The 23,494-nt window shown below is 58.7% G+C and carries 15 protein-coding genes and 3 pseudogenes; 14 read left to right on the top strand and 4 right to left on the bottom strand.

The features are described 5' to 3' along the window. Window positions 1-8: 8 nt before the first annotated feature. Window positions 9-2,201 (bottom strand): type I Zorya anti-phage system protein ZorA1, encoded by a 2,193-nt coding sequence (gene zorA1, locus AC58X1_RS22790; RefSeq protein WP_497429504.1) that lies wholly within the window; start codon window positions 2,199-2,201, stop codon window positions 9-11. Between the two features lie 1,164 nt (window positions 2,202-3,365). On the opposite strand from zorA1, the gene AC58X1_RS22785 reads away from it, so the two are divergent. From AC58X1_RS22785 to AC58X1_RS22775, 3 genes are all read left to right on the top strand, one after another. Beyond that, on the top strand, window positions 3,366-5,690 hold the full coding sequence (locus AC58X1_RS22785) for an AAA family ATPase (RefSeq protein ID WP_497429503.1): 2,325 nt from the start codon (window positions 3,366-3,368) through the stop codon (window positions 5,688-5,690). Further along, window positions 5,683-6,477, top strand: coding sequence for an HNH endonuclease (locus AC58X1_RS22780; RefSeq protein ID WP_497429502.1), 795 nt, complete (start codon window positions 5,683-5,685; stop codon window positions 6,475-6,477). Before AC58X1_RS22785 ends, AC58X1_RS22780 begins: the two co-directional genes overlap by 8 nt. Before the next feature lie 234 nt (window positions 6,478-6,711). Next, window positions 6,712-7,524, top strand: coding sequence for an HNH endonuclease (locus tag AC58X1_RS22775; RefSeq protein WP_497429501.1), 813 nt, complete (start codon window positions 6,712-6,714; stop codon window positions 7,522-7,524). Between the two features lie 83 nt (window positions 7,525-7,607). Here the strand turns inward: AC58X1_RS22775 and AC58X1_RS22770 are convergent. Then, a pseudogene (locus tag AC58X1_RS22770) lies at window positions 7,608-8,313 on the bottom strand (cupin domain-containing protein); the annotation flags it as partial. 253 nt (window positions 8,314-8,566) lie between these two features. On the opposite strand from AC58X1_RS22770, the gene AC58X1_RS22765 reads away from it, so the two are divergent. Beyond that, a complete protein-coding gene (locus tag AC58X1_RS22765) occupies window positions 8,567-10,198 on the top strand; it encodes a methyl-accepting chemotaxis protein (RefSeq protein ID WP_497429500.1) in 1,632 nt (543 codons plus the stop codon). Between the two features lie 249 nt (window positions 10,199-10,447). Here the strand turns inward: AC58X1_RS22765 and AC58X1_RS22760 are convergent, their stop codons facing one another. Next, the gene (locus AC58X1_RS22760; protein WP_497429499.1) at window positions 10,448-11,389 is read right to left on the bottom strand and encodes an AraC-like ligand-binding domain-containing protein; all 942 of its coding nucleotides are present in this window, start codon (window positions 11,387-11,389) and stop codon (window positions 10,448-10,450) included. 684 nt (window positions 11,390-12,073) lie between these two features. On the opposite strand from AC58X1_RS22760, the gene oxdA reads away from it, so the two are divergent. The 10 genes and pseudogenes from oxdA to AC58X1_RS22710 all read left to right on the top strand — a co-directional run bounded on the left by oxdA (window position 12,074) and on the right by AC58X1_RS22710 (window position 21,963). Next, complete coding sequence (gene oxdA / locus AC58X1_RS22755) at window positions 12,074-13,132, top strand: aliphatic aldoxime dehydratase (RefSeq protein ID WP_497429498.1); 1,059 nt, start codon at window positions 12,074-12,076, stop codon at window positions 13,130-13,132. A gap of 92 nt (window positions 13,133-13,224) precedes the next feature. Beyond that, window positions 13,225-14,091 (top strand): transporter, encoded by an 867-nt coding sequence (locus AC58X1_RS22750; RefSeq protein ID WP_497429497.1) that lies wholly within the window; start codon window positions 13,225-13,227, stop codon window positions 14,089-14,091. A gap of 36 nt (window positions 14,092-14,127) precedes the next feature. Further along, window positions 14,128-14,652, top strand: a complete 525-nt coding sequence (locus AC58X1_RS22745; protein WP_150571254.1) for a group I truncated hemoglobin — start codon at window positions 14,128-14,130, stop codon at window positions 14,650-14,652. A gap of 188 nt (window positions 14,653-14,840) precedes the next feature. Further along, entirely contained in the window at window positions 14,841-16,355 is a 1,515-nt protein-coding gene (locus AC58X1_RS22740; RefSeq protein WP_220632591.1) for an amidase, read from the top strand. A 72-nt stretch (window positions 16,356-16,427) separates the two neighbouring features. Then, entirely contained in the window at window positions 16,428-17,009 is a 582-nt protein-coding gene (nthA, locus tag AC58X1_RS22735; protein WP_181088917.1) for a nitrile hydratase subunit alpha, read from the top strand. A 39-nt stretch (window positions 17,010-17,048) separates the two neighbouring features. After that, complete coding sequence (nthB, locus tag AC58X1_RS22730) at window positions 17,049-17,711, top strand: nitrile hydratase subunit beta (RefSeq protein WP_101322202.1); 663 nt, start codon at window positions 17,049-17,051, stop codon at window positions 17,709-17,711. Further along, window positions 17,708-18,964, top strand: a complete 1,257-nt coding sequence (locus AC58X1_RS22725; RefSeq protein WP_497429496.1) for a GTP-binding protein — start codon at window positions 17,708-17,710, stop codon at window positions 18,962-18,964. The genes nthB and AC58X1_RS22725 overlap by 4 nt, the downstream gene beginning before the upstream one ends. A gap of 13 nt (window positions 18,965-18,977) precedes the next feature. Continuing rightward, window positions 18,978-19,976: pseudogene (locus AC58X1_RS22720) on the top strand (PAS domain-containing protein); the annotation flags it as partial. Next, window positions 19,971-20,261: pseudogene (locus tag AC58X1_RS22715) on the top strand (methyl-accepting chemotaxis protein); the annotation flags it as partial. The pseudogenes AC58X1_RS22720 and AC58X1_RS22715, both read left to right, overlap by 6 nt. 61 nt (window positions 20,262-20,322) lie before the next feature. Next, complete coding sequence (locus AC58X1_RS22710) at window positions 20,323-21,963, top strand: AMP-binding protein (protein WP_497429495.1); 1,641 nt, start codon at window positions 20,323-20,325, stop codon at window positions 21,961-21,963. A gap of 155 nt (window positions 21,964-22,118) precedes the next feature. On the opposite strand, the gene dctA is transcribed toward AC58X1_RS22710, so the two are convergent. After that, on the bottom strand, window positions 22,119-23,426 hold the full coding sequence (dctA, locus tag AC58X1_RS22705; RefSeq protein WP_497429494.1) for a C4-dicarboxylate transporter DctA: 1,308 nt from the start codon (window positions 23,424-23,426) through the stop codon (window positions 22,119-22,121). Window positions 23,427-23,494 lie beyond the last annotated feature (68 nt).

Genomic DNA, 23,494 nt, shown 5'->3' with positions numbered 1-23,494 from the left:
AGCCTCCGTTACCGCCTGATACGTTCCATGATGTCGCCGAAATCTTCGAGGCTTTCCTTGACCCCTTCCACACCGCCAGCGAGGCTCTTGACTGCTTTATCGAGCTCGGTGTCGAGGCTACCCAGGGTTTGTCTCAACGTCCGGTCCATACCTTCACCGAATTCCTTGAAGCCGTTACCCAGCACACCGCTGATGTTTTCGAGGTATTCATATACTTCACGGTTGAGCGCCTGCATCCGCTCGCTTTGAACCTTCAGGTCCTGGAGATATTGGCTGCGCCCGCTGGCTTCCCCTTGCGCACTGGCAACTACCCCTTCGATGACAGCGAGCGTTTTCGCGAGCGCTTCCCGATTGTTCCGGTAGTCCGCGACAACGGTATTCAGCTCTCGCGAAGCCTGTGCAAGTTCAGCCCCTGCGCCCTGGACTGTACCCATCAACCCTGCAGTCGATTCACTGGCTCGCACAACGCTTTGCCCGGCAGTTTCAAATCGCTCAGCCGCCGCCCGCATCTTGTCCGCACCTAGCTGCATGCTGTGCAGATGCTGCTCTGTCTGGGCGCTCAACGCATTGACAGTGTCCTGGGCAGATTTCTGTTGCTCGGAAACCGTCTGCAGCAATGCCTTGACCTGCTCGTCGAGGCCACCCACCAGGTCGCGGGTACCCTGGTGCAGGTCTGCTTGGGCAGCGCGGGTGGATTGATCCATCTGCTGCTGGCCCTGTTCAAGTTGCTTGAAGACTGCCGAGAGCTGCTCACCCAGCACCTCAACGGAGCCTGCAATCTTGGCCATGGTTTCCTGTTGGCCTTGGCCGATGCTCTGCTTGATCGACTCGACAAAAGCCTGGAGATTCTCAGCCATTGCCTGTTGGCGAGCCTCGCTTTGAGCAAACAGCTTCTCCAGTTGCTCGGCCATTCGAGCGCTAGCCCCCTCCCCTTCGTTGCCGATACGGGCAACCGAAGCCTGCAGATTGGCGAGCATCTCGTTCATCCCCGCTTGCATGGCGTTTTGTCCGGCCTGCATATCGGCCAGTAGCTGGGCAATCATGGTCGAACTGTTTTGATTCGAGGACTCGCTAGCCCAACGCATATCCTGGATCAGCGTCGAGAAGCCCTGCTGCATCGACTGCATGGCGGCAACCGACTGGCCCATCAACTCATGCAGGCCATTGAACTGCTGGCCGAACGTACCTTCCAGCTTGTTCATAAACGCCACCAGAACATCCTGAAGCAGGTTCTGTACCTGCCCGGACTGATCGCCACTGGCGGCCTGCACGGCCCCCGCGATGGCTTCAAGCGGCGACTTGAGGCTATTTTCAATTGCGCCGCTCACCTGGTCGGCCAGCAGCTGCCCCGAGTCACGGTAGGTCGTCGACAAGGTATCTGCCAATTTGAGGCTTTCACGGACCTGGGTATCAACCAGGTTCTGTAGCATTTCCCGCAGATCGGTTACCAGGCTGTCCTTCAACTGACGGGTTTGCACCGAGCTTTCAGCACTTGATCGCACCAGCTCGGCCAGGTATTCCTCGCCGACACCGCTGTCAAAAAGCCCGTCGATGGTTTCATTAAATGCCTCAAGCAGCTTGTAGCATTGTCCCAAGCGCCACTTTTCAGTAAGCGTGACGGCGATAGAGGCCATGATTGAAATGAAGGAGCCGATGAAAGCGAACAGCACGTCTTTCAACAGCTTATCGACGCTGGCGTTAACCTGTTCAGGCGTGCTCGGGTCAAAGTGCTGAAGACCTAGCATCAGGCCGAAGAAGGTTCCGACGATCCCGATACCGGTCAAGATACCCGGTAGGTGCTTATAGAACTCGGTCCCCAGCGGGGTATCAACCACACTTTGCGGTGAGAAGAAGTGTGCAGCACCGGCAGTGGCTCGCGATCGGACAAGAACCTGTTCGCCCTCCTTGAGCTCGAACTGATCGTGCAGCGTTTCAGCATACTCACGCCAGGAATGCTCCAATCTGCCGCCACTGAACAGACGTTCAAGCTCAGAGCGCCGAAGAGGTGGAGCGAGAGTTTTCACGTTCTGCAAGCTAACAGTCAAACGTTTCAGCTGGGCGCTAAGCTTGAATGACCTACAGAAGTAACGGACGAAATACCAAGCGCAAAGAATGAAAACGAGGCCAACAACCATTTTGGGTGCGATCAGCTGCTCAGAGCTTGCTGCACCCCATAGGTGCAACAACGTCGAAAAATCCATACCTTCCGCCTTCAATTAAGCATTCTTGATGTTCAGCATGACCGCATTACCGACACTGATGCGTCAAAGACCAATCCAGTTGGATCAATGACAGCACCTTGCCAAGCGCGCGCTTCGGGGTGCCACAAACTCGGAATGGGCGGGCGCACCACGTGCTCCCTAGAACCTTCCGTGGACAAATAGTGGGAGATAATGTCCTTATGCCAGCACCTTAACTTGAGCCGTAACTGTCGTAAAGCTGAAAGCTCAACCCCTATATTCGGCATCCTGAATCGAAGCGATTTCCCATCTACCCGCTTAGCTTGAGAGCAGCCCTCTAGGTACATCTGATCGGGGGTGAAAACCTCAGGCAAGTGCAGTGCAAGCTGATGGCGGGCTATGCCTTCAGTTCGATGCGCCGCGTCGGTGTCGAGCCCGGCCGACGATCGGATCAGGAGCTCGCGCAGGTCAGTCGAAGCAGGCTGACGCTTCGACCAGGTCGACCGCGATTTGGGCGAAGGTCGACTTACAGTCGTCACTGTTCTTTGTTGGCAAGCTGGGAATAGGTTTCTCAGTATTCCAGTTGGTATTCCAGGCTAAAATGCAAACATAAATTAAGCCTATTAATCAATAAATTAATCAGTCGATTCAACTTTCCCCGGCACATCGGCTCGACCAACGCATTAGCTCAAGTGTGATTTACCGAAGCGTCGTTGGCATCTAGCAGCCCCAAAGGATTATGGAGCATCGCCTTGCTGGGTGTCATAAACACACGCCAATTCTGAAAGCGCCAACTGTCGGGTTTCAGTACCTGCACGATATTCAGAGCACTCACCAGCCCGCCGCTGAAACACAGACCTTTTACCGATTCCAGGACCTGAGCCGGCGTGAGCCCCAGCCTGAAAGATTACCGATGAAGATGCGTGATGAGTTGACACGCGTGGGCCGGCTCCAAAATCACTTCCTCTGGATCTAATCCTGAGAGAAATCCGTGCCTTAGCACATTTCAAGATCGCTTCAAGCTATTAGAGATTCGGGGCTGAGAGCTTATCAATATTCCGAATCGCTTGAGTTCAGGTCAACACAAGCGCTTGATGCCATTGAGCCACCAAGGCACAATACCTGCCATTGTTTGACCTAGTAACGCTACCCCTGCCGCGTTGCCAAATAGCCTGGAATTTGAAAATGTATTATGACTATCGGGATTTGGCCGCAGCGGCGACGCTGAAGAAAATTCGCAAACAAGTCACGAAGGTAGCACTTGAGGATGAAACATTTCATCTAGCCTGCGCACCCGTAATTTCGTATTTTGTTCAAAATCCAGAAGCGCTATTGCGATTTGACGATGATATAGATCAACATATCGATGATATTATCGACTTCTCAAGAGACGCCCACTTGCGAACCAGCGACATGATGGTTAAAGCCATTTATCCTGCAGTAGCAAAAACTCTAGTAAATTTACAGCTTGATGAGGCCAAGTACTTGGCCAACTACGTCTGGGACATACTCACTGGCATCCAAGGAAAGATTGATTACCGCCACTGCAAGATCGTTGCAGGGTTTGCAGGTCAGCTTTTCTCACACCTTCACAGTGACGTCGTGGATGTCTGCCCCAACACTGCAGAGCTTTCGCTAGGAGTGCTCGGACCAGCACCACGAAAATCGTTTCCGATGTCTGCTGACATTGCCCAACAGCATAGAGCAATGCTTGAGCTAAAGCTCAAGACTAACAACATTCGACCTGTTTTTATTGATGGGCTTGGTGAGTTTCATATCCATGGCTCACGGGCAGGCTGCCTGATCGACTCACCGTCACAGGACGCCTCGTCAACTGCCCATCTGGACACACTGCGAAGCGCGACTTCAGAAGACATTTACCTGCAGCTCTCTCAGGTGCTAGGCAAACAAGGAAAGTTCATTCTCACTCGCACCAACGCAGGGGCAACCTCGGTCCAAGCTAATCAGAAATGGGAAAGACTCCAAGACCACGAGCAGATTGAAAGCGTCGTTGCCTTCGACAGTTACTACCAGGGCAAAGCCAGGAAATTCGTAATTGTCGTCATCGACAACACCCGTGGCGCCGTCGACAACACCGTGTATATCAACGTCACCGCGAACCCTGCGCTGGCCTCACTAGATGCCATTGAGCGCACTATCCTCGCGGCAAGCATTTATCTTATGTCATTGGGAGTGCCTGTCGCCCCTGAAAAATGCACACCAAGAGTTGCGACTATCCTCAACAGCCAGTTCAAAACTGGTTACCGTGACGTCGACGGGTTGTGCAAGCGGGTACTGCGCCATGAGCAGACGTTGCGAAACACCTTCCGCGTTAGTCAGCATGTCGATTTTGGGGCGGCAGAGAACAACCGCATAGATGTGAATGGCGATGAGATCGTCGCTTTGATCGACGCGGAAAGACCACACAGCATCTACGTGATCGGCAATAACGGCGCCGGTAAAAGCCTGCTGCTGAGTGATATCGCTAACAAGCTGTTGAAAAAAAAATCCCGTATTGTCGGAATTACTCTTTCGCAGTCCAATCGCTTTCCCAAGGTTACCGACAAAAATCGAGAGTACTACCAGACCTGTGGCAGTAGCTATCTGAGCGCGCGCTCAAAAATCAGAAAATCTGAAATCATCCTCGCTGCGCTAGAAACTATCTACCGCGATCAAGTAAAAATAGACGCCTTGATCGAATGCCTGGGGCTACTAAAATTCAGGGCGCAGATGTACCTGGCGCCCCGCGCTCACTCCAAAAGTAAACAGATGGCGCATGAACGCGACACGATGATCGCTTTGAGTGTTGACGCGACAGAAAACACCATAGAGCTGGATCAGATCCACCTGGAGATTTATACCCTGGCGCTGAGCAAGAACACAGACGACAGCGAGGTCAAAGACAACCGCTACCTGCTGTTCACAGAACTGAGCTCAGGCGAGCAAAATATTTTGTTGCTGCTTGCCCACATCATCGAGACAGCGCGAGAAGACAAACATACCATCGTGCTACTAGATGAACCCGAAGTCAGCTTGCATGTGGGCTGGCAACAGACACTTCCGAATATATTCAACGTTCTTGCAGAACGGCTTTCGCTAAGCTTTGTCACTGCAACACATGCGCCGGTGTTGATTACCAACGCGCCGAAAAAAGACACGCCCTGCTACGTACTCAAGGCGGGCAAATTAACTTCGATTGCGCCTGAGCGCCGCCACTCGGTAGAAACCATTCTAATGGCTGGCTTCAACACGTATACACCGCATAACCGCGAAGTTTACGAGCGCTGTGCGCAGCTTGTTTCCACGGTGATAAAACTACAAAACAATGAGAGCACACCGCCAGACTTCGACTTTAAAAGTGCCCTCGAACAACTGGACACATTGAAAAGCACCATGAACAGCTCTGACATAGACAAGCTGGACAGTCGCTTCCAGCGCGACCTAGAGCTGATCAACACCGCTTATTCCGCTATTTCCTCGGTCCAGCAAGAGGCAGCAAGCAATGGTTAGCGTGCCAACTGAAGCGGCGCTACAAGTTGTGCTTGAAGACTATCTCGCTCAGTGTCACGGCGACCCCGTACACGTGGCGGCGACCCAAGCTTACTTGAAAAGTATGACTAGGAAAGCTTTACGACAATACAGAAGGCGGCCCATAAGAAATATTAAAAAAGAAATAGACTTATGGAATGAGCTCTACGAATTCTCATGCAGTAAAACCCCTGAAATTTCTGGGAAGCTGATAAGGGAGCAACTGCGCATGCTCCTTGAAAAGGAGCAAAATTATCAGTGCTGCTATTGCCGTCGACCTTTGCTAAATGCAAAACAAATAGAGCACGTGCTACCTCGCTCAAAATGTGTACAGCACACCTTCAATTTATTCAACCTAGTCATATGCTGCATCGATTGCAACAGAAGAAAAAGCAATAATATCTGGTCCGTTAAGGAAGGTGAATTCACTAGCGAGCAACAATATCCGGCACCGGAGGCATTCGACGATCTCTACCACCCGCGTTTTCATAATTACAATGAACACATCAAATTTATTCGCCTGCAGTCCAACCACCATAACATTTCAATCTATAAGGGCCTCACTGGTCAGGGCAAAAACCTGTGCGCAAATATCCTCACGCACCTCTCGAAAAAAGAAGTTTTTGTAAACGGCAACCCTGACCTCAAGGAATACATCACTACAATCACTCAACACGCAGCTGACATGAACACTCAAGCCGACAAGGCCATTCGCGTTTTTCAGGCGGCTTTTGCCTGTGCGACCGAAGAGCTGCTTTGCGACCTTTGATCACCTTTGCACTGACCTCAAGCACTGCCGATCACATGTCCACGCGTGCGTTTGACCACACTTTAGGCGCCAATGGCGACTGCAAATTAATGCACCCCCTTGAAATATCGAGGTCAAGTACGCGCAGGGCAAGCGGCTAGGGGACTGTCAGATTTCGTGTGCCTCGCTCCGATAATCCTGTAGGAAATTTCCTCTTTTTTGATAGGCTTCCGCCATCACCTTAGAGGAAGGCAAATGCCCGTCGTCATCGTAGAAAACGACACATCGCAGTGGGACGACCAGACAGGCACCGTCTACCACTTCCCCAAGCGCTACCAGAAATGGCTAGCTCAGGGCACCGAGGTGATGTACTACAAAGGCCGCATACGGGACAAAGCCTTCGCATCTGCCCGCCTCAGCAACGCGCCGCACTATTTCGCTAAGGCGCGTGTTAGCAAGATATATCCGGACAAGAAGAGTACCAAGGGTGACCTATATGCCCTGATCGACAGCTACATTCCATTCGAACATCCCATCCACACAAAAGTCGATGGCGACTACTTAGAGACCATCGCCCCCCCGCGCATCCGCCCGAAAAATTACTGGCGGGCCGCAGTCCGTCCCATTTCCAGGTCCGACTACGACGCGATTTTGAGCCACGCCACGCTTCTGCCTCCGCCGGTCGACGAGACCGCTGAGCCGAACGGTGAAGGCGATCCATTTATGTTCAAGTCAGCCAACGAAGGCAGTAAGTCGACCTACTTTGGTACTCGATATGAGCGTCGAAAAGACCTGAGAGTGAAAGCAATCGCCATCCACGGCCTTGAATGCAAAGCCTGCGGATTCGACTTCGAAAGGGCTTACGGCGAACACGCAAAGGGCTTCATTCATGTCCACCATGTGGTGCCGATTTCGGACTTTGGCGGTGAGAAAGCCGTTAATCCTGAAACCGACCTTGTCACTCTCTGCGCTAATTGCCACGCAATGGTCCATCGCAAACGAGATTTGACGCTAAGCATCGATGAACTCAAGGCGATGCTACGTGTGCGCTGGGTAAGTGCGCAGTAGAGCATCCAACGCCGGGTTTGCCGTGCCCTCCCCCTGCTTGCCTCCCCCAAAAACTCTCACCCACCACTCTTCGGCAACAACGTATGCGGCGCCACCGCAATCGTCTCAATCGACAACTCCGGCTCAGTCAAATGCCGCTGAATGTAATTCATGATCCGCCCATACAGATCCAGCTCTTGATGGGTGGTCTTCAGCTCCTGCAGCTCCAGGCTGAGCACCAGCAAATCAATGATGGTGTTGGAGTAGCGCCGGGAGATGCCTTCATCCTGCAGCAGCGCGACTGAGCTGGCCGCCTGGCCAATCATCTGCCGCAGGGGAATCACGCCGGGGCGGGCTTCGTCCAGCACCAGTGCGGTGAAGTCGCCGATGCGCGGCAGGCGTTGCGCGAGCAGTGGCCGGGGGATGCGGATCAGTGGTTTTTGGACCACCGAGGCTGAAGCGGAACGGTTGGGTTGCGTCGTAAAGAAACAAATTGCCGGCGCTGAGGCTGGCTTTGCGGGTGTGTTGTTCGATTTCGCCGTAGCCGCCGTGGGTGAATCCGAGCCAGATGTCTTCGGCGGGGTCGCTGCGCAGGTGCTGCTCGGAGCGCACCCAGTGGTGCAGCGGCGGCGACAGCGTGGTGATGTCCAGGGGGCCAATTCCGTTGACCTGCAGCGCACCGTCAAAATCGCTCTGCGACGAGGGTTTGCTGTCTGCCGACAGGCAATGATGGCAGACCACTTCTCGCCAGTAATCAAAGCGGCGAGCGGGTGATACGGCAAGGGTGGTGTAGTGGTTGGTCTCAGCCATGATGGCGCTCACCTTGACGCAACAACTTGAGAGAACGGGGCACTGTTACCGTTTGTGGGGCAGGCAATATGAATCGCCCCGGAGGTCCTATGGACGAGGCAAATCCGATGCGAAAAATTGTACAAAGAACTTTCTCTGTACAACACACTCATACGGATTGATATCAAAACGTCACTATGCAACCGCTTCCCGCATTCCCATGCGTGTCAGCCCGCGTAGCACCCCCGCCAGGCCTTGAAAGGTAACACCCGCAATGTTCGACAATTTCAGCATTTCAAAAAAGCTGTACACCGGTTTCGGTCTGGTCCTGATCATAATTGCAGTCCTGGTGCTTTCTGCCTTACGCGGCTTCGACCAGGTCAGCAGCAGCGTCAAACGCAACATCCACAGCTACGACGTGCTCAACAGTTCACACACCATCCTGAACAGCCTCGTCGACATCGAAACCGCCATGCGCGGCTTTGCTCTGACTGGGCAAGACAGCTTTCTTGAGCCGATGCTGAAAGGTGAGGAGGCCTTCGCCAACTCGCTTGCGCAGGTCAAAAAAGCGACTCAGGACAACCCAGAGCAACAATCACGGCTGGATCGCCTGCAAGCGGTTTACCAGCAGTGGCTGCAGCAGGACATGCAGAGCGCCATCACCCTACGCCGAGAAATCAACGCTGATCGCGCATCGCTGACCACCCTCATCAGCCAAATCAGTTCAGGGCAAGCCAAAGCCAAGATGGATGCAATGCGCGCAGTCATCACCGAGTTTCAAGATGCAGAAAAAGCGCTGCAAGAAGAACGCAGCACCCTCATGGACGACTCCAAATCCACGGCTTTTACCATTCTGGTAGTGGGAGGGTTGGCCGCAGCGATCCTGGCAATACTGATCGCAACGCTGCTCACCAAGACCATTACCGGACGCTTGAGCCAAGCGGTCACCCTCGCCCGCAACATCGCTGATGGGCGCTTGGACAACAAGATAGAAGTTGCAGGCAACGACGAAGTGAGCACGCTTCAACAAGCCTTCCAGGCCATGCAAGACCGCCTACGCGCCATGATTCGCGAGATTGGCATCAGCGCGGAACAACTGGTGAGTGCAGCCGACAATATCTCGACCGCATCCCTGCAGCTGTCGACCTCAGTTCAAGAGCAATCACACTCGGCGTCGTCAATGGCTGCCACCGTTGAGGAACTGACGGTGAGCATAAATCACGTTTCCGACAACGCTGTCGAAGCGCATGCCCAGTCCAGCGAGTCAGGCCGCCAGTCCAGTGAAGGCGGCAGCGTTATTCAAGAAACCCTGGAGCGCATGAACCTGATCGCACAAACCGTAGAGGCCTCAGCATCGCAAATCAGCGACCTCGACAATCATGCTGAGCAAATCAGCAGCATCGTCAGTGTGATCAAAAGCATTGCGGACCAGACCAACCTGCTTGCACTAAATGCCGCGATTGAAGCCGCTCGAGCGGGCGAGCAGGGTCGCGGGTTTGCTGTCGTCGCCGACGAAGTCCGCTTGTTGGCACAGCGCACCGGCAACTCGACCCAAGAGATCACCGAGATGGTGAAAAGGATTCAACTGGGTACCCGTGATGCTGTGCAACAGATGGAGGTCGGTGTTACCCAGGTGAAAGGCGGCGTCGATATGGCGCAACGAGCGGGCGATGCGATCGTCGGCATTCGTCAGTCTTCGGGTGACGTGGTTCGCATGGTTGATCAGATCTCTCTGGCCCTGCGTGAACAGACTGCAGCCAGCCAGGACGTGGCTCGCAATGTTGAACGGATTGCGCAGATGTCACAGCAGAATAGCCAGGCGGTGGAGCAGACCACCGAAACTGCTGGCACGTTGCAGCAGTTGGCGCAGGGCCTGCACAGGCAGGTGAGTGTGTTTAGGCTTTGAGTAATTAAGAGTATGTGCGTCTGAGGAGATAGCTTCGAACCTAGCTGGGCATGGCATGGCTACATTATTCCCGCCCTGCCCTGTTGGTGCTGTGCATCGCGGTGTAGCTGGGGGAAAATCCCCCGGCTCATGTGACGATCGCAAACGGGAGATTACTTTGAGCATCGATGAGCTCAAGGCAATGCTGCGCGGCCATTGGGTAAATACGATATAGACGCTGCTACTTAGCGCCAACCGCAATCTTCCGGCTCAGGCGCCATTGCGCCGCAACAAAGTATGCGGCGCCACCCCAAACGCCTTCCGAAACGCATGACTAAAATGCGAAAAATCCGAAAACCCAAACTCCAGCGCCGCCTGCGAAACACTCCTAACCTGCCCACACTCAATAGCCGCCCGGCTAGCATTCAGCCTTTCCTTCCAAATCTCCGCCACCGGCGACTTCTGATGCCGAGCAAACGCCCGTGTCACCGTCCGCGTGGACACATGATGCGCCACCGCAATCGTCTCGATCGACAACTCCGGCTCAGTCAAATGCCGTTGTATGTAGTTCATGATCCGCCCATACAGATCCAGCTCTTGATGGGTGGTCTTGAGGTCTTGCAGCTCCAGGCTGAGCACCAGCAAATCAATGATGGTGTTGGAGTAGCGCCGGGAGATGCCTTCGTCCTGCAGCAGCGCGACTGAGCTGGCCGCCTGGCCGATCATCTGCCGCAGGGGGATCACGCCGGGCCGGGCTTCGTCGAGCACCAGTGCGGTGAAGTCGCCGATGCGCGGCAGGCGTTGGGCGAGCAGTGGCCGGGGGATGCGGATCAGGTGGTTTTCGGTACCACCGAGGCTGAAGCGAAACGGTTGGGTTGCGTCGTAAAGAAACAAATTGCCGGCGCTGAGGCTGGCTTTGCGGGTGTGCTGTTCGATTTCGCCGTAGCCGCCGTGGGTGAATCCGAGCCAGATGTCTTCGGCGGGGTCGCTGCGCAAATGCTGCTCGGAGCGCACCCAGTGGTGCAGCGGCGACGACAGGGTGGTGATGTCCAGGGGGCCAATTCCGTTGACCTGCAGCGCACCTTCGAAATCGCTCTGCGACGAGGGTTTGCTGTCTGCCGATAGGCAATGGTGGCAGACCACTTCTCGCCAGTAATCAAAGCGGCGAGCGGGTGAAACGGCAAGGGTTGTGTAGTGGTTGGTCTCAGCCATGATGGCGCTCACCTTGATGCAACAACGGGAGAAAACGGGGCACTGTTACCGCCGGTGGTACAGGCAATAAACACGCCAGCGGGTTGTGGTGACGCGAGCGTGTCTACTGCGGGATTGCGCAAACGTGTGGCTGTTAACAGCGTCAACTTCTCTCCCCATTTCAGGGCAAAAGTCCTGTTTTTTGTGGTGCGCCGCACCCTCTTGGTTCGTGCTCAAGCGGGTGTTTCGGTGCTGTCTTTTCCAACCAAACGGTTGTCCTTGCGAACAAAGCGGGGCTGGTGAGTCCTGCCTAACTTTGACCTTACGGCAAATCAGCAAACCGTGCCGATGAGGTGAGCCCATGCAATTCGAACAACAACAACAGCAGGTGGCAGATGAGTTGAGGTGGCTGCATATGCGTGACCTGGCGCCTGAGGAGTTTTTGTCTTGGGCACTTGAGTGGGGGGGATGTGCGGTGCGGGCTCGGTTGGGGAGGGGCTTGCTTAATGCCATCGCTTTGAAAGCGAAAAATTGGGTCTGGTTTGCGTGGGTTGGGGGCTGCTTTGCAGCCCTTTCGCGACACAAGGCCGCTCCTACACGAACCGCGTCCAACGGGGCTGCTGTTCGGAGGAGTGCGGAGAGTTTGAAAGCAATGACCCTGAATACTGAGCGTGTGCCTGAAATTAAAATAATGAGGAGCCTGTGATGGAGTCTGCAATCGACAAACACCTCAAGTGCCCGCGCACGTTGTCGCGCCGGGTGCCTGATGATTACCAGCCGCCTTTCCCGATGTGGGTGGGCCGTGCTGATGAGCAGTTGACTCAGGTGGTGATGGCTTACCTGGGCGTGCAATACAAAGGTGACGGCCAGCGTGAGCAGGCCTTGCAGGCGATGCGTGACATCGTTGCCAGCTTCAGCCTGGCCGACGGCCCGCTGACCCACGACTTGACCCACCACATCGACAGCAGCGGCTACGACAACCTGATGATCGTCGGCTACTGGAAGGACGCCGGCGCTTATTGCCGCTGGGTGCGTTCGGCCGAGGTGGAGGGCTGGTGGAGTTCGCCGCAGCGCTTGAATGATGGCCTGGGTTATTACCGCGAAATCTCCGCGCCGCGGGCGGAGCAGTTCGAGACGTTGTATGCGTTTCAGAGCGACTTGCCGGGCGTTGGCGCGGTGATGGACAACACCAGTGGCGAGATCGAAGAGCACGGTTACTGGGGCTCGATGCGCGACCGTTTCCCGGTGTCGCAAACCGATTGGATGAACCCTAACGGCGAGCTGCGGGTGGTGTCTGGCGACCCGGCCAAGGGCGGTCGGGTGGTGGTGGTCGGCCATGACAATATCGCTTTGATTCGCTCGGGCCAGGACTGGGCCGCGGCGGAGGCGGCGGAGCGTTCGTTGTACCTGGATGAGATCTTGCCGACCTTGCAGGACGGCATGGACTTCTTGCGCGATAACGGCCAACCGTTGGGCTGTTACAGCAATCGGTTCGTGCGCAATATCGATGCGAACGGCAACTTCCTCGACATGAGTTACAACATCGGCCACTGGCGCTCGGTGGAAAAACTCGAGCGCTGGGCGGAATCACACCCGACTCACTTACGCATCTTCGTGACCTTCTTCCGGGTGGCGGCGGGGCTGCAGAAGTTGCGCCTGTACCACGAAGTGTCGGTGTCGGATGCGAGCAGCCAGGTGTTCGAATACATCAACTGCCACCCGCACACGGGCATGTTGCGTGACGCGCAAGTAAACACCAACTAACAACGAACTCCACGTTTAGCCCTGCACCTGCCGTTGTTACGGCAGCGGGGCTCTTTTTGCCCGAATTTGGGCTCACAATAAGGACTTGGTCCATGAAACAGCTCCGTTACCTGATGCTCGCGGCGGCCGCGCCGTGCCTGTCTGCCCAAGCGGTTGAAGTTGCGCCGGGGGATTATGAAGTGCTGCCGGTGGGTGCAACCATTGGTGTGGTCTATTACCAGCACTCCACCACCGACAGTCTTTACGCCCAGGGGCACAAGGCCAGCTCGGACTTCAACTTGACCTCCAATGTCGGCATCTTGCGTTTGCTGCATGTGTACAAATTGACCGACCGGCTGACCATCGAGCCGCAGTTTCTGTTGCCGTTCGGCCATGTCTCCAGCGGCGGTGACGCTTCGGCCCTGGGCAGCGCCAGCGGTATCGGTGACCTGACCCTGACCGCGCCGCTCAAGTACCGCCTCAACGAATCCAACGACACGGTCGGCGCCACGGTTTATCTGGTCGCACCGACGGGCAACTACGACCGCAAAGACGGGCTCAACCTGGGCGAGAACCGCTGGAAGGTCGACTTGCAGGCGGCGTACATCAAGCACTTCGGTGAGAAGTGGGCAGTTGACTTGGTGGGTGATGCGATCTGGTACGGCGACAACGACGACTTCGGCGCCAACTCGGTCCGGCGTGAACAGGATACGTCCTACGCCGCGCAGTTGATGGGGCGCTACATCATCGACCCGGGCACGTCACTCGCCCTTGGTTTTGGCCACACCTGGGGCGGCGAAAACAAAGTTGATGGCACTTCCCAGGATGACCGCGGCGAGACCACCAACTTCCGCGTCACCGCGACCAAGTTCTTTACCGCTCAGGACCAACTGCAGATGCAACTGGGGCGTGACCTCGCGGTAGAAAACGGCCCGAAAGAAAACTTCCGCCTGAACCTCAGGTACGCACGGGTCTTTTAACCGTCTGCCGATCCTCAGCTGAAATGGAGCATTCACATGACTGACCAGAACGCCTCTACCGAACAACAACCTTCGCTGTACACCCGCCTGGGCGGCTACGACGTGATCTACCAGTTCGCCGGCGCGGTATTGCGCAAGACCATGGGCCACCCGGCCATTGGCCATATCTGGGCGCATATGTCCGAGTCGACCTTTCAGAAAGAGCACATCAACTTTGTCGACTTCCTCTCCCAGCACTGGGGTGGCAGCGCCAAGTACCGCGGCCGCGACATGGTTACCGCACACCGCGGCATGGGCCTGACCGAGGTGCACTGGCAAGCCACGCTGGATTGCCTGGAGGAGTGCTACAACGACTACGACCTGGCGCCGGAGCTGCGCAAGGAGGTCAACGATTTTCTGGTCAAGTTCAAACCTGCGGTGATCGGCAGCCCGTCCTACCGCGACGTGGTGCTGGCCAACCCTGAGATGGACCCAGCCAAGGGCATGAAGAGCGTCGGCGTGGTCTGGCCCGCACGTGGCGAAGCGGCGGCACAGGCCGCGGTGCCCAAGCTCGAGTCGTAACACCGCTCGGCCACCTAGATGAGGCTCAGCACCTGGCGCAGGCAGTCCTTCTCAACCAAGCGACTGTCCTGCTCAACCAAGTGCCGGCCGCGCGCTGGCGCTAGCTTAGTAGCAGGCCCAGCCGCGGCGGGCCTCTCGCACAGCCATTTGCCAGGCCCTGAGGCCTGGCATCGGAAACAGGACACACCATGGCCATCACCCGCCCGACGCTCGAACAACTGCAGGCCCTCGCCGCGCGCCTGCATCTGCAGCTGACACCCGAGCAAGCCAGCGAATACCTGGCGCTCATGCAGCCCAGCCTGGACGCCTACGACCTGGTCGACGAGCTGCCCGACTTCACCCCGCTGGTGCGCTACGAGCGCACAGCCGGCTATCGCCCGTCCAGCCGCGAAAACCCGCTGAACGCCTGGTACTACCGCACCGAGGTGATGGGCGCCAGCTCCGGCAAGCTGCTCGGTAAAACCGTTGCCCTGAAAGACAACATCTCCCTGGCCGGCGTGCCGATGATGAACGGCGCCGCGCCGCTGGCCGGCCATGTACCGGCGTTCGATGCCACCGTGGTCACCCGTTTGCTCGACGCCGGGGTGACCATCCTCGGCAAGGCCACCTGCGAGCACTACTGCCTGTCCGGCGCCAGCCACACTTCGGACCCGGCGCCGGTGCACAACCCTCTGCGCCCGGGCTTCAGTAGCGGTGGCTCGTCGTCGGGCAGTGCGGCGCTGGTGGCGGCCGGCGAAGTCGACCTGGCGGTGGGCGGCGACCAAGGCGGTTCGGCGCGTATTCCTGCGGCGTGGTGCGGCATTTATGGCCTGAAGCCGACTTTCGGCCTGGTGCCGTACACCGGGGTGATGGCGGTCGAGGCGACATTCGACCATGTCGGCCCGATGACCAGCAATGTGCGTGACAACGCGCTGATGCTGGAAGTGATGGCCGGCGCCGATGGGCTCGATCCCCGCCAGGGCACGCCTGAAGTCGACGCTTACAGCCACTACCTTGATCGTGGCGTGCGCGGCTTGCGCATCGGCATCCTCAAGCAAGGCTTCGAGCTGGCCAACCTCGACCCGCGGGTTGCCAAATCGGTGCGCAGCGCCATCACTCAGTTCGAAGCGTTGGGCGCGGTCGTCGAGGAAGTCTCGGTGCCCGAGCACACCCTGGCCGGCACATTGTGGGGCCCGATCGGCTGCGAAGGCCTGACCATGCAGATGATGCACGGCAACGGTGCGGGGTTTAACTGGAAGGGGCTGTACGACGTCGGCCTGCTCGACAAACAGGTCGGCTGGCGCACCCAGGCCAACGCCCTCTCGCCGTCGCTCAAGCTGTGCATGCTGGTCGGCCAGTTTGGCCTTGACCACTACCACGGTCGTTACTACGCCAAGGCGCAGAACATCGCCCGCTTCGCCCGTGCCGGTTACGACAAGGCGCTGGAGCAATACGACCTGCTGGTGATGCCGACCGTGCCGATCATCGCCCAGCCGCTGCCAGCGGCGGATTGCTCGATCACCGAGAACGTCTCGCGGGCATTGGAAATGCTAGGTAATACCGCCGCCCAGGACATCACCGGCCACCCGGCCATGTCCATCCCCTGCGGTTTGGTCGACGGCTTGCCCGTTGGGCTGATGCTGGTTGGCAAGCATTACGCCGAGGGCACTATTTACCAGGCGGCGGCGGCATTCGAAGGCGCGGTGGACTGGCGCACGCTGTAGCGCAAGCGACCAGCGCCACAGCCCCGAACAACAATTAGATCAACAACCGTGTTGAACGAGAGGAGTAATCCCATGACGGCAACCTCAACCCCGGGTGAGCGGGCGCGGGCACTGTACGCAGTGCTGAAGAACAAAGACCTGATCCCCGAAGGCTACATCGAGCAGCTGACCCAGCTGATGGAACACGGCTGGAGCCCGGACAACGGCGCGCGCATCGTCGCCAAGGCCTGGGTCGATCCGGCCTTCCGCGAGCTGCTGCTCAAGGATGGCACTGCCGCCTGCGCGCAGTTCGGTTTCACCGGGCCGCAGGGCGAATACATCGTCGCCCTGGAAGACACCCCGCAGCTTAAAAACGTGATCGTCTGCAGCCTGTGCTCCTGCACCAACTGGCCGGTGCTGGGCCTGCCGCCCGAGTGGTACAAGGGCTTCGAGTTCCGTGCGCGGCTGGTACGCGAGGGGCGCACGGTATTGCGCGAGCTGGGCACCGAGTTGCCGGAAGACGTGGTGATCAAGGTCTGGGACACCAGCGCCGAAAGCCGTTACCTGGTGCTGCCACAGCGACCAGCGGGCTCCGAGCACATGAGCGAAGAGCAGCTGCGCCAACTGGTGACCAAGGACGTGCTGATTGGCGTCGCCCTGCCGCGTGTCGGCTGAGCAACGCGCCCAACCCCCAACCCTTGCGGAGTGTTCAAAATGGATGGCTTTCACGATCTCGGCGGTTTCCAGGGCTTTGGCAAAGTGCCCCACCGCATCAACAGCCTCAGCTACAAGCAGGTGTTCAAGCAGGACTGGGAGCATCTGGCCTACAGCCTGATGTTCATTGGCGCCGACCACATGGGCAAGTTCAGCGTCGACGAAATCCGCCACGCCGTGGAGCGTATCGATGTGCGCCAGCATGTCGGCACCGAGTACTACGAGCGCTATGTCATCGCCACCGCCACCCTGCTGGTCGAGACCGGCGTCATCACTCAGGCCGAACTGGATGAGGCCCTCGGCTCGCACTTCAAGCTGGCCAACCCGGCCCATGCCCAAGGCCGCGAAGCGATCACCGGGCGCCCGCCGTTCGAAGTCGGCGACCGAGTCATCGTGCGTGATGAATACGTCGCCGGGCATGTGCGCATGCCGGCCTATGTCCGTGGCAAGCAAGGCGTGGTGCTGCACCGCACCACTGCGCAGTGGCCGTTCCCGGATGCGATTGGCCACGGCGACCGCAGCGCGGCGCATCAACCGACCTACCACGTCGAGTTCCGGGTAAAGGACCTGTGGGGCGACGCCGCCGACGATGGCCTGGTGGTGGTCGACCTGTTCGAAAGCTACCTGGACAAAGTCGACAGCCCGCGAGCGGTGCACGCATGACTGCCGGCGCCCAGGCAGGCCGACTGCCGGTGACGGTCCTTTCCGGCTTCCTCGGCGCAGGCAAGACCACCCTGCTCAACCATATCCTGCGCAATCGCCAGGGTTTGAAAGTGGCGGTGATCGTCAACGACATGAGCGAAGTCAACATCGACGCCGCCGAGGTGCAGCGTGATGTAACGCTGCACCGTGGCCAGGACGAGTTGATCGAGATGAGCAACGGCTGCATCTGCTGCACCCTGCGCGCCGACCTGCTCGAGCATATCAGCGCGTTGGCGCGCCAGCAGCGTTTCGATTATCTGCTGATCGAGTCGACCGGCATTTCCGAGCCGATGCCGGTGGCCGAGACCTTTGCCTTTCTCGACACCGAGGGTTTCAGCCTCAGTGAACTGGCGCGGCTGGATACCTTGGTAACCGTGGTCGATGCCAGCCAGTTTCAGGCCCTGCTCGACTCACCGGCAACCGTCGAGCGGGCCGACGCCACTGCGCCGCGGCGCCCGTTGGCTGACCTGCTGATCGAGCAGGTCGAGTACGCCAACGTGATTCTGGTGAACAAGTGCGACCTGATCGACGACACGCAATACCAGACGCTGCGGGCGGTGCTGGCCGGGCTCAACCCCGGCGCGCAGATCCTGCCAATGGTCGCTGGCAATGTTGAACTGTCCACCATCCTCGGCACCCAGCTGTTCGATCTGCCCAGCCTGGCCGCGGCGCCCGGTTGGATGAAGCAGATGGACGCCGACGACACTCCCGCCGCCGAGTCGGACACCTACGGCGTGACCTCATGGGTCTATCGCGAGCGTGCCCCGTTTCACCCGCAACGCTTGCTCGAATTTCTCTCCCGCCCCTGGAGCAATGGCCGCCTGCTGCGCAGCAAAGGCTATTTCTGGCTGGCCAGCCGCCACCGCGAAATCGGCCTGCTGGTGCACAGCGGCAAGCAGTTCCAGTGGGACTACGTCGGCCACTGGTGGAACTTCATCGACCCCTCGCAGTGGCCGCAGGACAAGTACCGCCTGCAAGGGATCATGGCCAAGTGGGACAGCATCGTCGGCGATTGCCGGCAGGAGCTGGTGTTCATTGGCCAGGACCTGGACACCGCAACGTTGCAACGCGAGCTCGACCACTGCCTGTTGAGCGCAGACGAAATCGCTACCGGCCCGTCGGCCTGGCCAGCACTGCCCTGGGCGAACGCCTTCGACAGCCTTGCCTTGTCGACCAGCCAGACGCCGCCATTACCGGCTGCTGCCGCTATCTAGTTGGAGATGTAGCATGCTGTTTTTCAATCGCACCAGCCGCTGGGTACTGGCCCCACTCGCCGACCGCCTCGACCAGCCCGATCAGCCGAGTACGCCGCTGTCGTCGCGCAACCCGCTGCTGCGGCGCATCCTTACCGGCGTCGAGCAGTTGCTGCAGGAGCGGCGCACGCTCAAGGAGCAGACTCGCGAACTTGCCGCGCAGGTGAGCCAACTGCAACAGCGCCTGGCTGAGCGCGACGAACAGGCGCAGCAGTTGCAAGCGCGCTGGACGCTGGTCACCGAAGGCGCCGATGAGTTGTTCTGGCAACTGCATTTGCCTGCCTCAGGCACGCCTGCGCCAGACTGCGCGATGGAGTGGACGGGCTCGGCCGCGATCCATGCACCGCATCTGCCTGAGCTGGGCCAGTGGCACGAACAGCTGCATCCGGCTGATCGCCACGCCCATCAGCAAGCCCTCGCCCGGCACCTCGCCGACCGCAGCGGGCGCACACCGTTTGCGCTGGACCTGCGCATGAAATTCACCGCCGGCGGCGACTATCGCTGGTGCCGGCTCAGCGGCAGTTCGCTGCGTGACGCCAACGGCGTTGCCATCGCCACGGCGGGCACCCTGCGGGACATCCACGAGCAACAGTTGCACATCCAAGAGCTTGAGCTGGCCGCCGAACGTTTCGACATTTCCCGCGAAATGCTCCACGACGGCCTGTGGGATATCGAAGTCGTCGCCGGCGACCCGGCCAACCCGAGCAACACCATCTGGTGGTCGTCGCAGATGCGTCGGCTGCTCGGTTGCAGCACCGTCGAAGAATTCCCCAACACCCTGGAAAGCTGGACCTCCCGCCTGCACCCCGACGACAGCGCCCGCGCCATCGCGGCGTTTGTCGCCCATGTCGACGATCGCAGCGGCAACACCCCGTTCGATGTCGAGTATCGCCTGCGCCACCAAAGCGGCGCCTACCGCTGGTTCCGCGGCCGCGGGCAAACCCGCCGTTCTGCGGATGGCGCGCCGTTGCGGGTAGTTGGGGCTATAACTGATATCCATGCCCGCCATGAAGAAAGCACCATCCGCGAGGCGCAGGCGCAACAACACCAGGTGATGCAGGAGACCCTCGGCAAACTGACCCACATCGTCGCCACCATCCAGGGCATCGCCAGCCAGACCAACCTGCTGGCCTTGAACGCCGCCATCGAAGCGGCCCGCGCAGGCGAAGCCGGGCGTGGCTTTGCGGTGGTGGCCGACGAGGTGCGCAAGCTGGCCACGCGCACCAGTCAGGCAACGCAACAAGCAGCGCAGATGATCGACAGCTAACCCAGCGCCAGCGCGGCGTTAAAGATTCCAAACAATAACAATCAGGTACTTTATGCGCGATTACGACTCAGCAGTGACCTCCTTCAATTACCACCAGCTGGCCGCGCAAGACCTGCACGGCGAGCTGGCCGCGATGAACGCCTGCATCGAATGCTGCGACCGCCACGCCTACAGTGACGCGGTGGCGTTGTACTGCGAAACCCGCGATGGCCGTGCTACCCAGCACACCTTCAGCGAGCTGCAGATTCAGGCCTCGCAATTCGGTAACTTCCTGCGCAGCCAGGGCGTCAAGCCCGGCGACCGCGTCGCCGGGCTGATGCCGCGCACCGCTGAGCTGTTGATTGCCATCCTCGGCACCTGGCGCATCGGCGCGGTCTATCAGCCGTTGTTCACCGCGTTCGGCCCCAAGGCCATCGAACAACGCCTGAGCTGCTCGAAGGCGCGCTGGCTGCTCACCGACCCGCACAACCGCTCCAAGCTCGACGAGATCGCCGACTGCCCGAACATCATCGTGGTTGGCGCCGACCGGCTGGACCTCGACGACTTCGATTTCTGGGACGTGCTTTCCCAGCATTCTGCTGACTGCCCGCCGGCGCTGCTCGACGGCAATGCACCGTTTCTGCTGATGTGCACCTCCGGCACCACCGGCCCGGCCAAACCGCTGGAAGTGCCCCTGCGCGCCATCCTCGCGTTCAAGAGCTATATGCGCGATGCCATCGAGCTGCGCGACGACGACCGCTTCTGGAACCTCGCCGACCCCGGCTGGGCCTATGGCCTGTACTACGCCGTCACCGGCCCGCTCGCCTGCGGCCAGGCCACGCTGTTCTACGACGGCCCGTTCTCGGTCGAAAGCACCAGCCGCCTGATCAACAAATACGCGATCAGCAACCTCGCCGGCTCACCCACCGCGTACCGCTTGCTGATCGCCGCGGGTGCTGAATTCTCCGATGCCATACGCGGCAAACTGCGCGCCGTCAGCAGTGCCGGCGAGCCGCTCAATCCGCAGGTGATCCGCTGGTTTGCCGAAGAGCTTGGTGTGGTGATTCACGACCACTACGGCCAGACCGAAGTCGGCATGGTGCTGTGCAACCACCACGGCCTCAGCCACCCGGTCCGCGAGGGCTCAGCCGGTTACGCCGTGCCGGGTTGTCGCATCGTGGTGCTGGATGAACAGCGCCGCGAGCTGCCACCCGGTCAGCCCGGCGTGCTCGCAGTCGACCGCAAGCGCTCGCCGCTGTGCTGGTTCGACGGCTATTACGGCATGCCGACCAAGGCCTTTGTCGACCACTATTACCTGAGCGGCGATATCGTCGAGTTGAATGCCGACGGCAGCATCAGCTTTGTCGGCCGCAACGACGACGTGATCACCACCTCCGGTTATCGCGTCGGCCCGTTCGATGTCGAGAGCGCGCTGATCGAACACCCGGCGGTGGTTGAAGCCGCCGTGATCGGCAAACCCGACCCGCAGCGTACCGAGTTGATCAAGGCGTTTGTGGTGCTGCACAGCGGTCATGTTCCTAGCCCTGAGCTTGCCGAAGTGCTGCGCCTGCACGTGCGCAACCGCCTGGCTGCGCATGCCTATCCACGTGAGATCGACTTCGTCGAGCAACTACCGAAGACCCCGAGCGGCAAGTTGCAGCGGTTTATTCTGCGTAATCAGGAAATCGCCAAGCAGCAGACCGTCAAGAGCTGAACTCCAGGTATAAAGCGGTCGGCGTAGGAGCGGCCTTGTGTCGCGAAAGGCCAGCGCAGCTGGCCCGGCGATGTTGGCGGCGAAGCTGAAGGTTTGGGGCCGCTACGCGACCCTTTCGCGACACAAGGCCGCTCCTACACACACACGCGTGCGGCTTACTTCTGCGCCAGCAGGGCTTTCCTCGCCGCCTTCTCTTCCTTCATCGCAGCAATCTCGCGCTCACACGCTGCCACATCAAACGAGTTGTCCCACTTCGCAATCGCAATCGTGCCAATCCCATTGCCAATCAGGTTGGTCACCGCCCGCGCCTCGTTCAGGAAGCGGTCAATCCCAAGCAGCAACACCAGCCCCACCAACGGTATCGAATGAATCGTGGTCAACGTCGCCGCCAGCGTCACAAAGCCTGCCCCCGCCACCCCGGCCGAGCCTTTCGAGGTCAGCAGAAACACCCCAAGCAAGATCATCTGATCCATGAACGTCAGCGGCGTATTGGTCGCCTGGGCGATGAAGATCGCCGCCATGGTCAGATAGATGCAAGTGCCGTCAGCATTGAAGGTATACCCGGTCGGCAACACCATCCCCACCACCGACTTCTTGCAGCCAAGCTTCTCCAGCTTGACCATCATCCGCGGCAGCACGGCTTCGGTTGAGCAGGTGCCGAGGGTGATAAGGATCTCGTCCTTGAAGTAACGCAAGAACATCATCAGCGGCATGCCCGACCATCTGGCAACGGCCCCGAGCACCACCACGATGAAGATCAGCGTGGTGATGTACAGCGCGACCAGCAACTGCCCAAGCGAGAGCAAGGTGCCAATGCCGTACTTGCCGATGGTGAACGCCATGCCGGCACCGACGCCGAGCGGGGCCAGGCGCATGACCATGGCGACGATCTTGAACAGGCCCTGCAGGAACAGGTCGATGGTGTTGATCAGCGGCTTGCTGGTTTCGCCCATCTGCACCAGCGCCACACCCATCAATACCGAGAGCAGAATGACCTGCAGCATCACCCCATTGGAGAACGCGCCAACAAAAGTACCGGGGATGATATTGAGGAAGAAATCAACGGTACCACCCTGTTCGCTGGCAGCCTGGCTGTACTTACTGATGGCACTGCCATCGAGGCCGGCGGCATTGATGTTCATGCCTTCGCCGGGTTTGACCAGGTTGACCACGATCAGGCCAACGACCAGGGCGATGGTCGAGAGGATCTCAAAGTAGATCAGCGCCTTGACGCCGATGCGGCCGACTTCCTTGATGCTGCCCATCTTGGCGATGCCGACTACCACCGTGCCGAAGATGATCGGCGCCAGCAGCATCTTGATCAGTTTGATGAAGCCGTCGGCAAACGGCTGCAGCTTGGCGCCGATGTCGGGCACGAAGTAACCGATGGCGGCGCCGATGACGATGCCGATCAGCACTTGCACGTAGAGCTGGCTGTACCAGCGGGACTTGGACGTTTCCACGAATGCACCTCATTTTATTGTTGTGATGGGCGTGTGGCGTGGCGTCGGCGGGCGACGCCGGCGGCTGC

The sequence above is a fragment of the Pseudomonas sp. PGPR N4 genome, from assembly GCF_059693665.1.
This window is presented reverse-complemented; position numbering and strand designations above follow the sequence as displayed.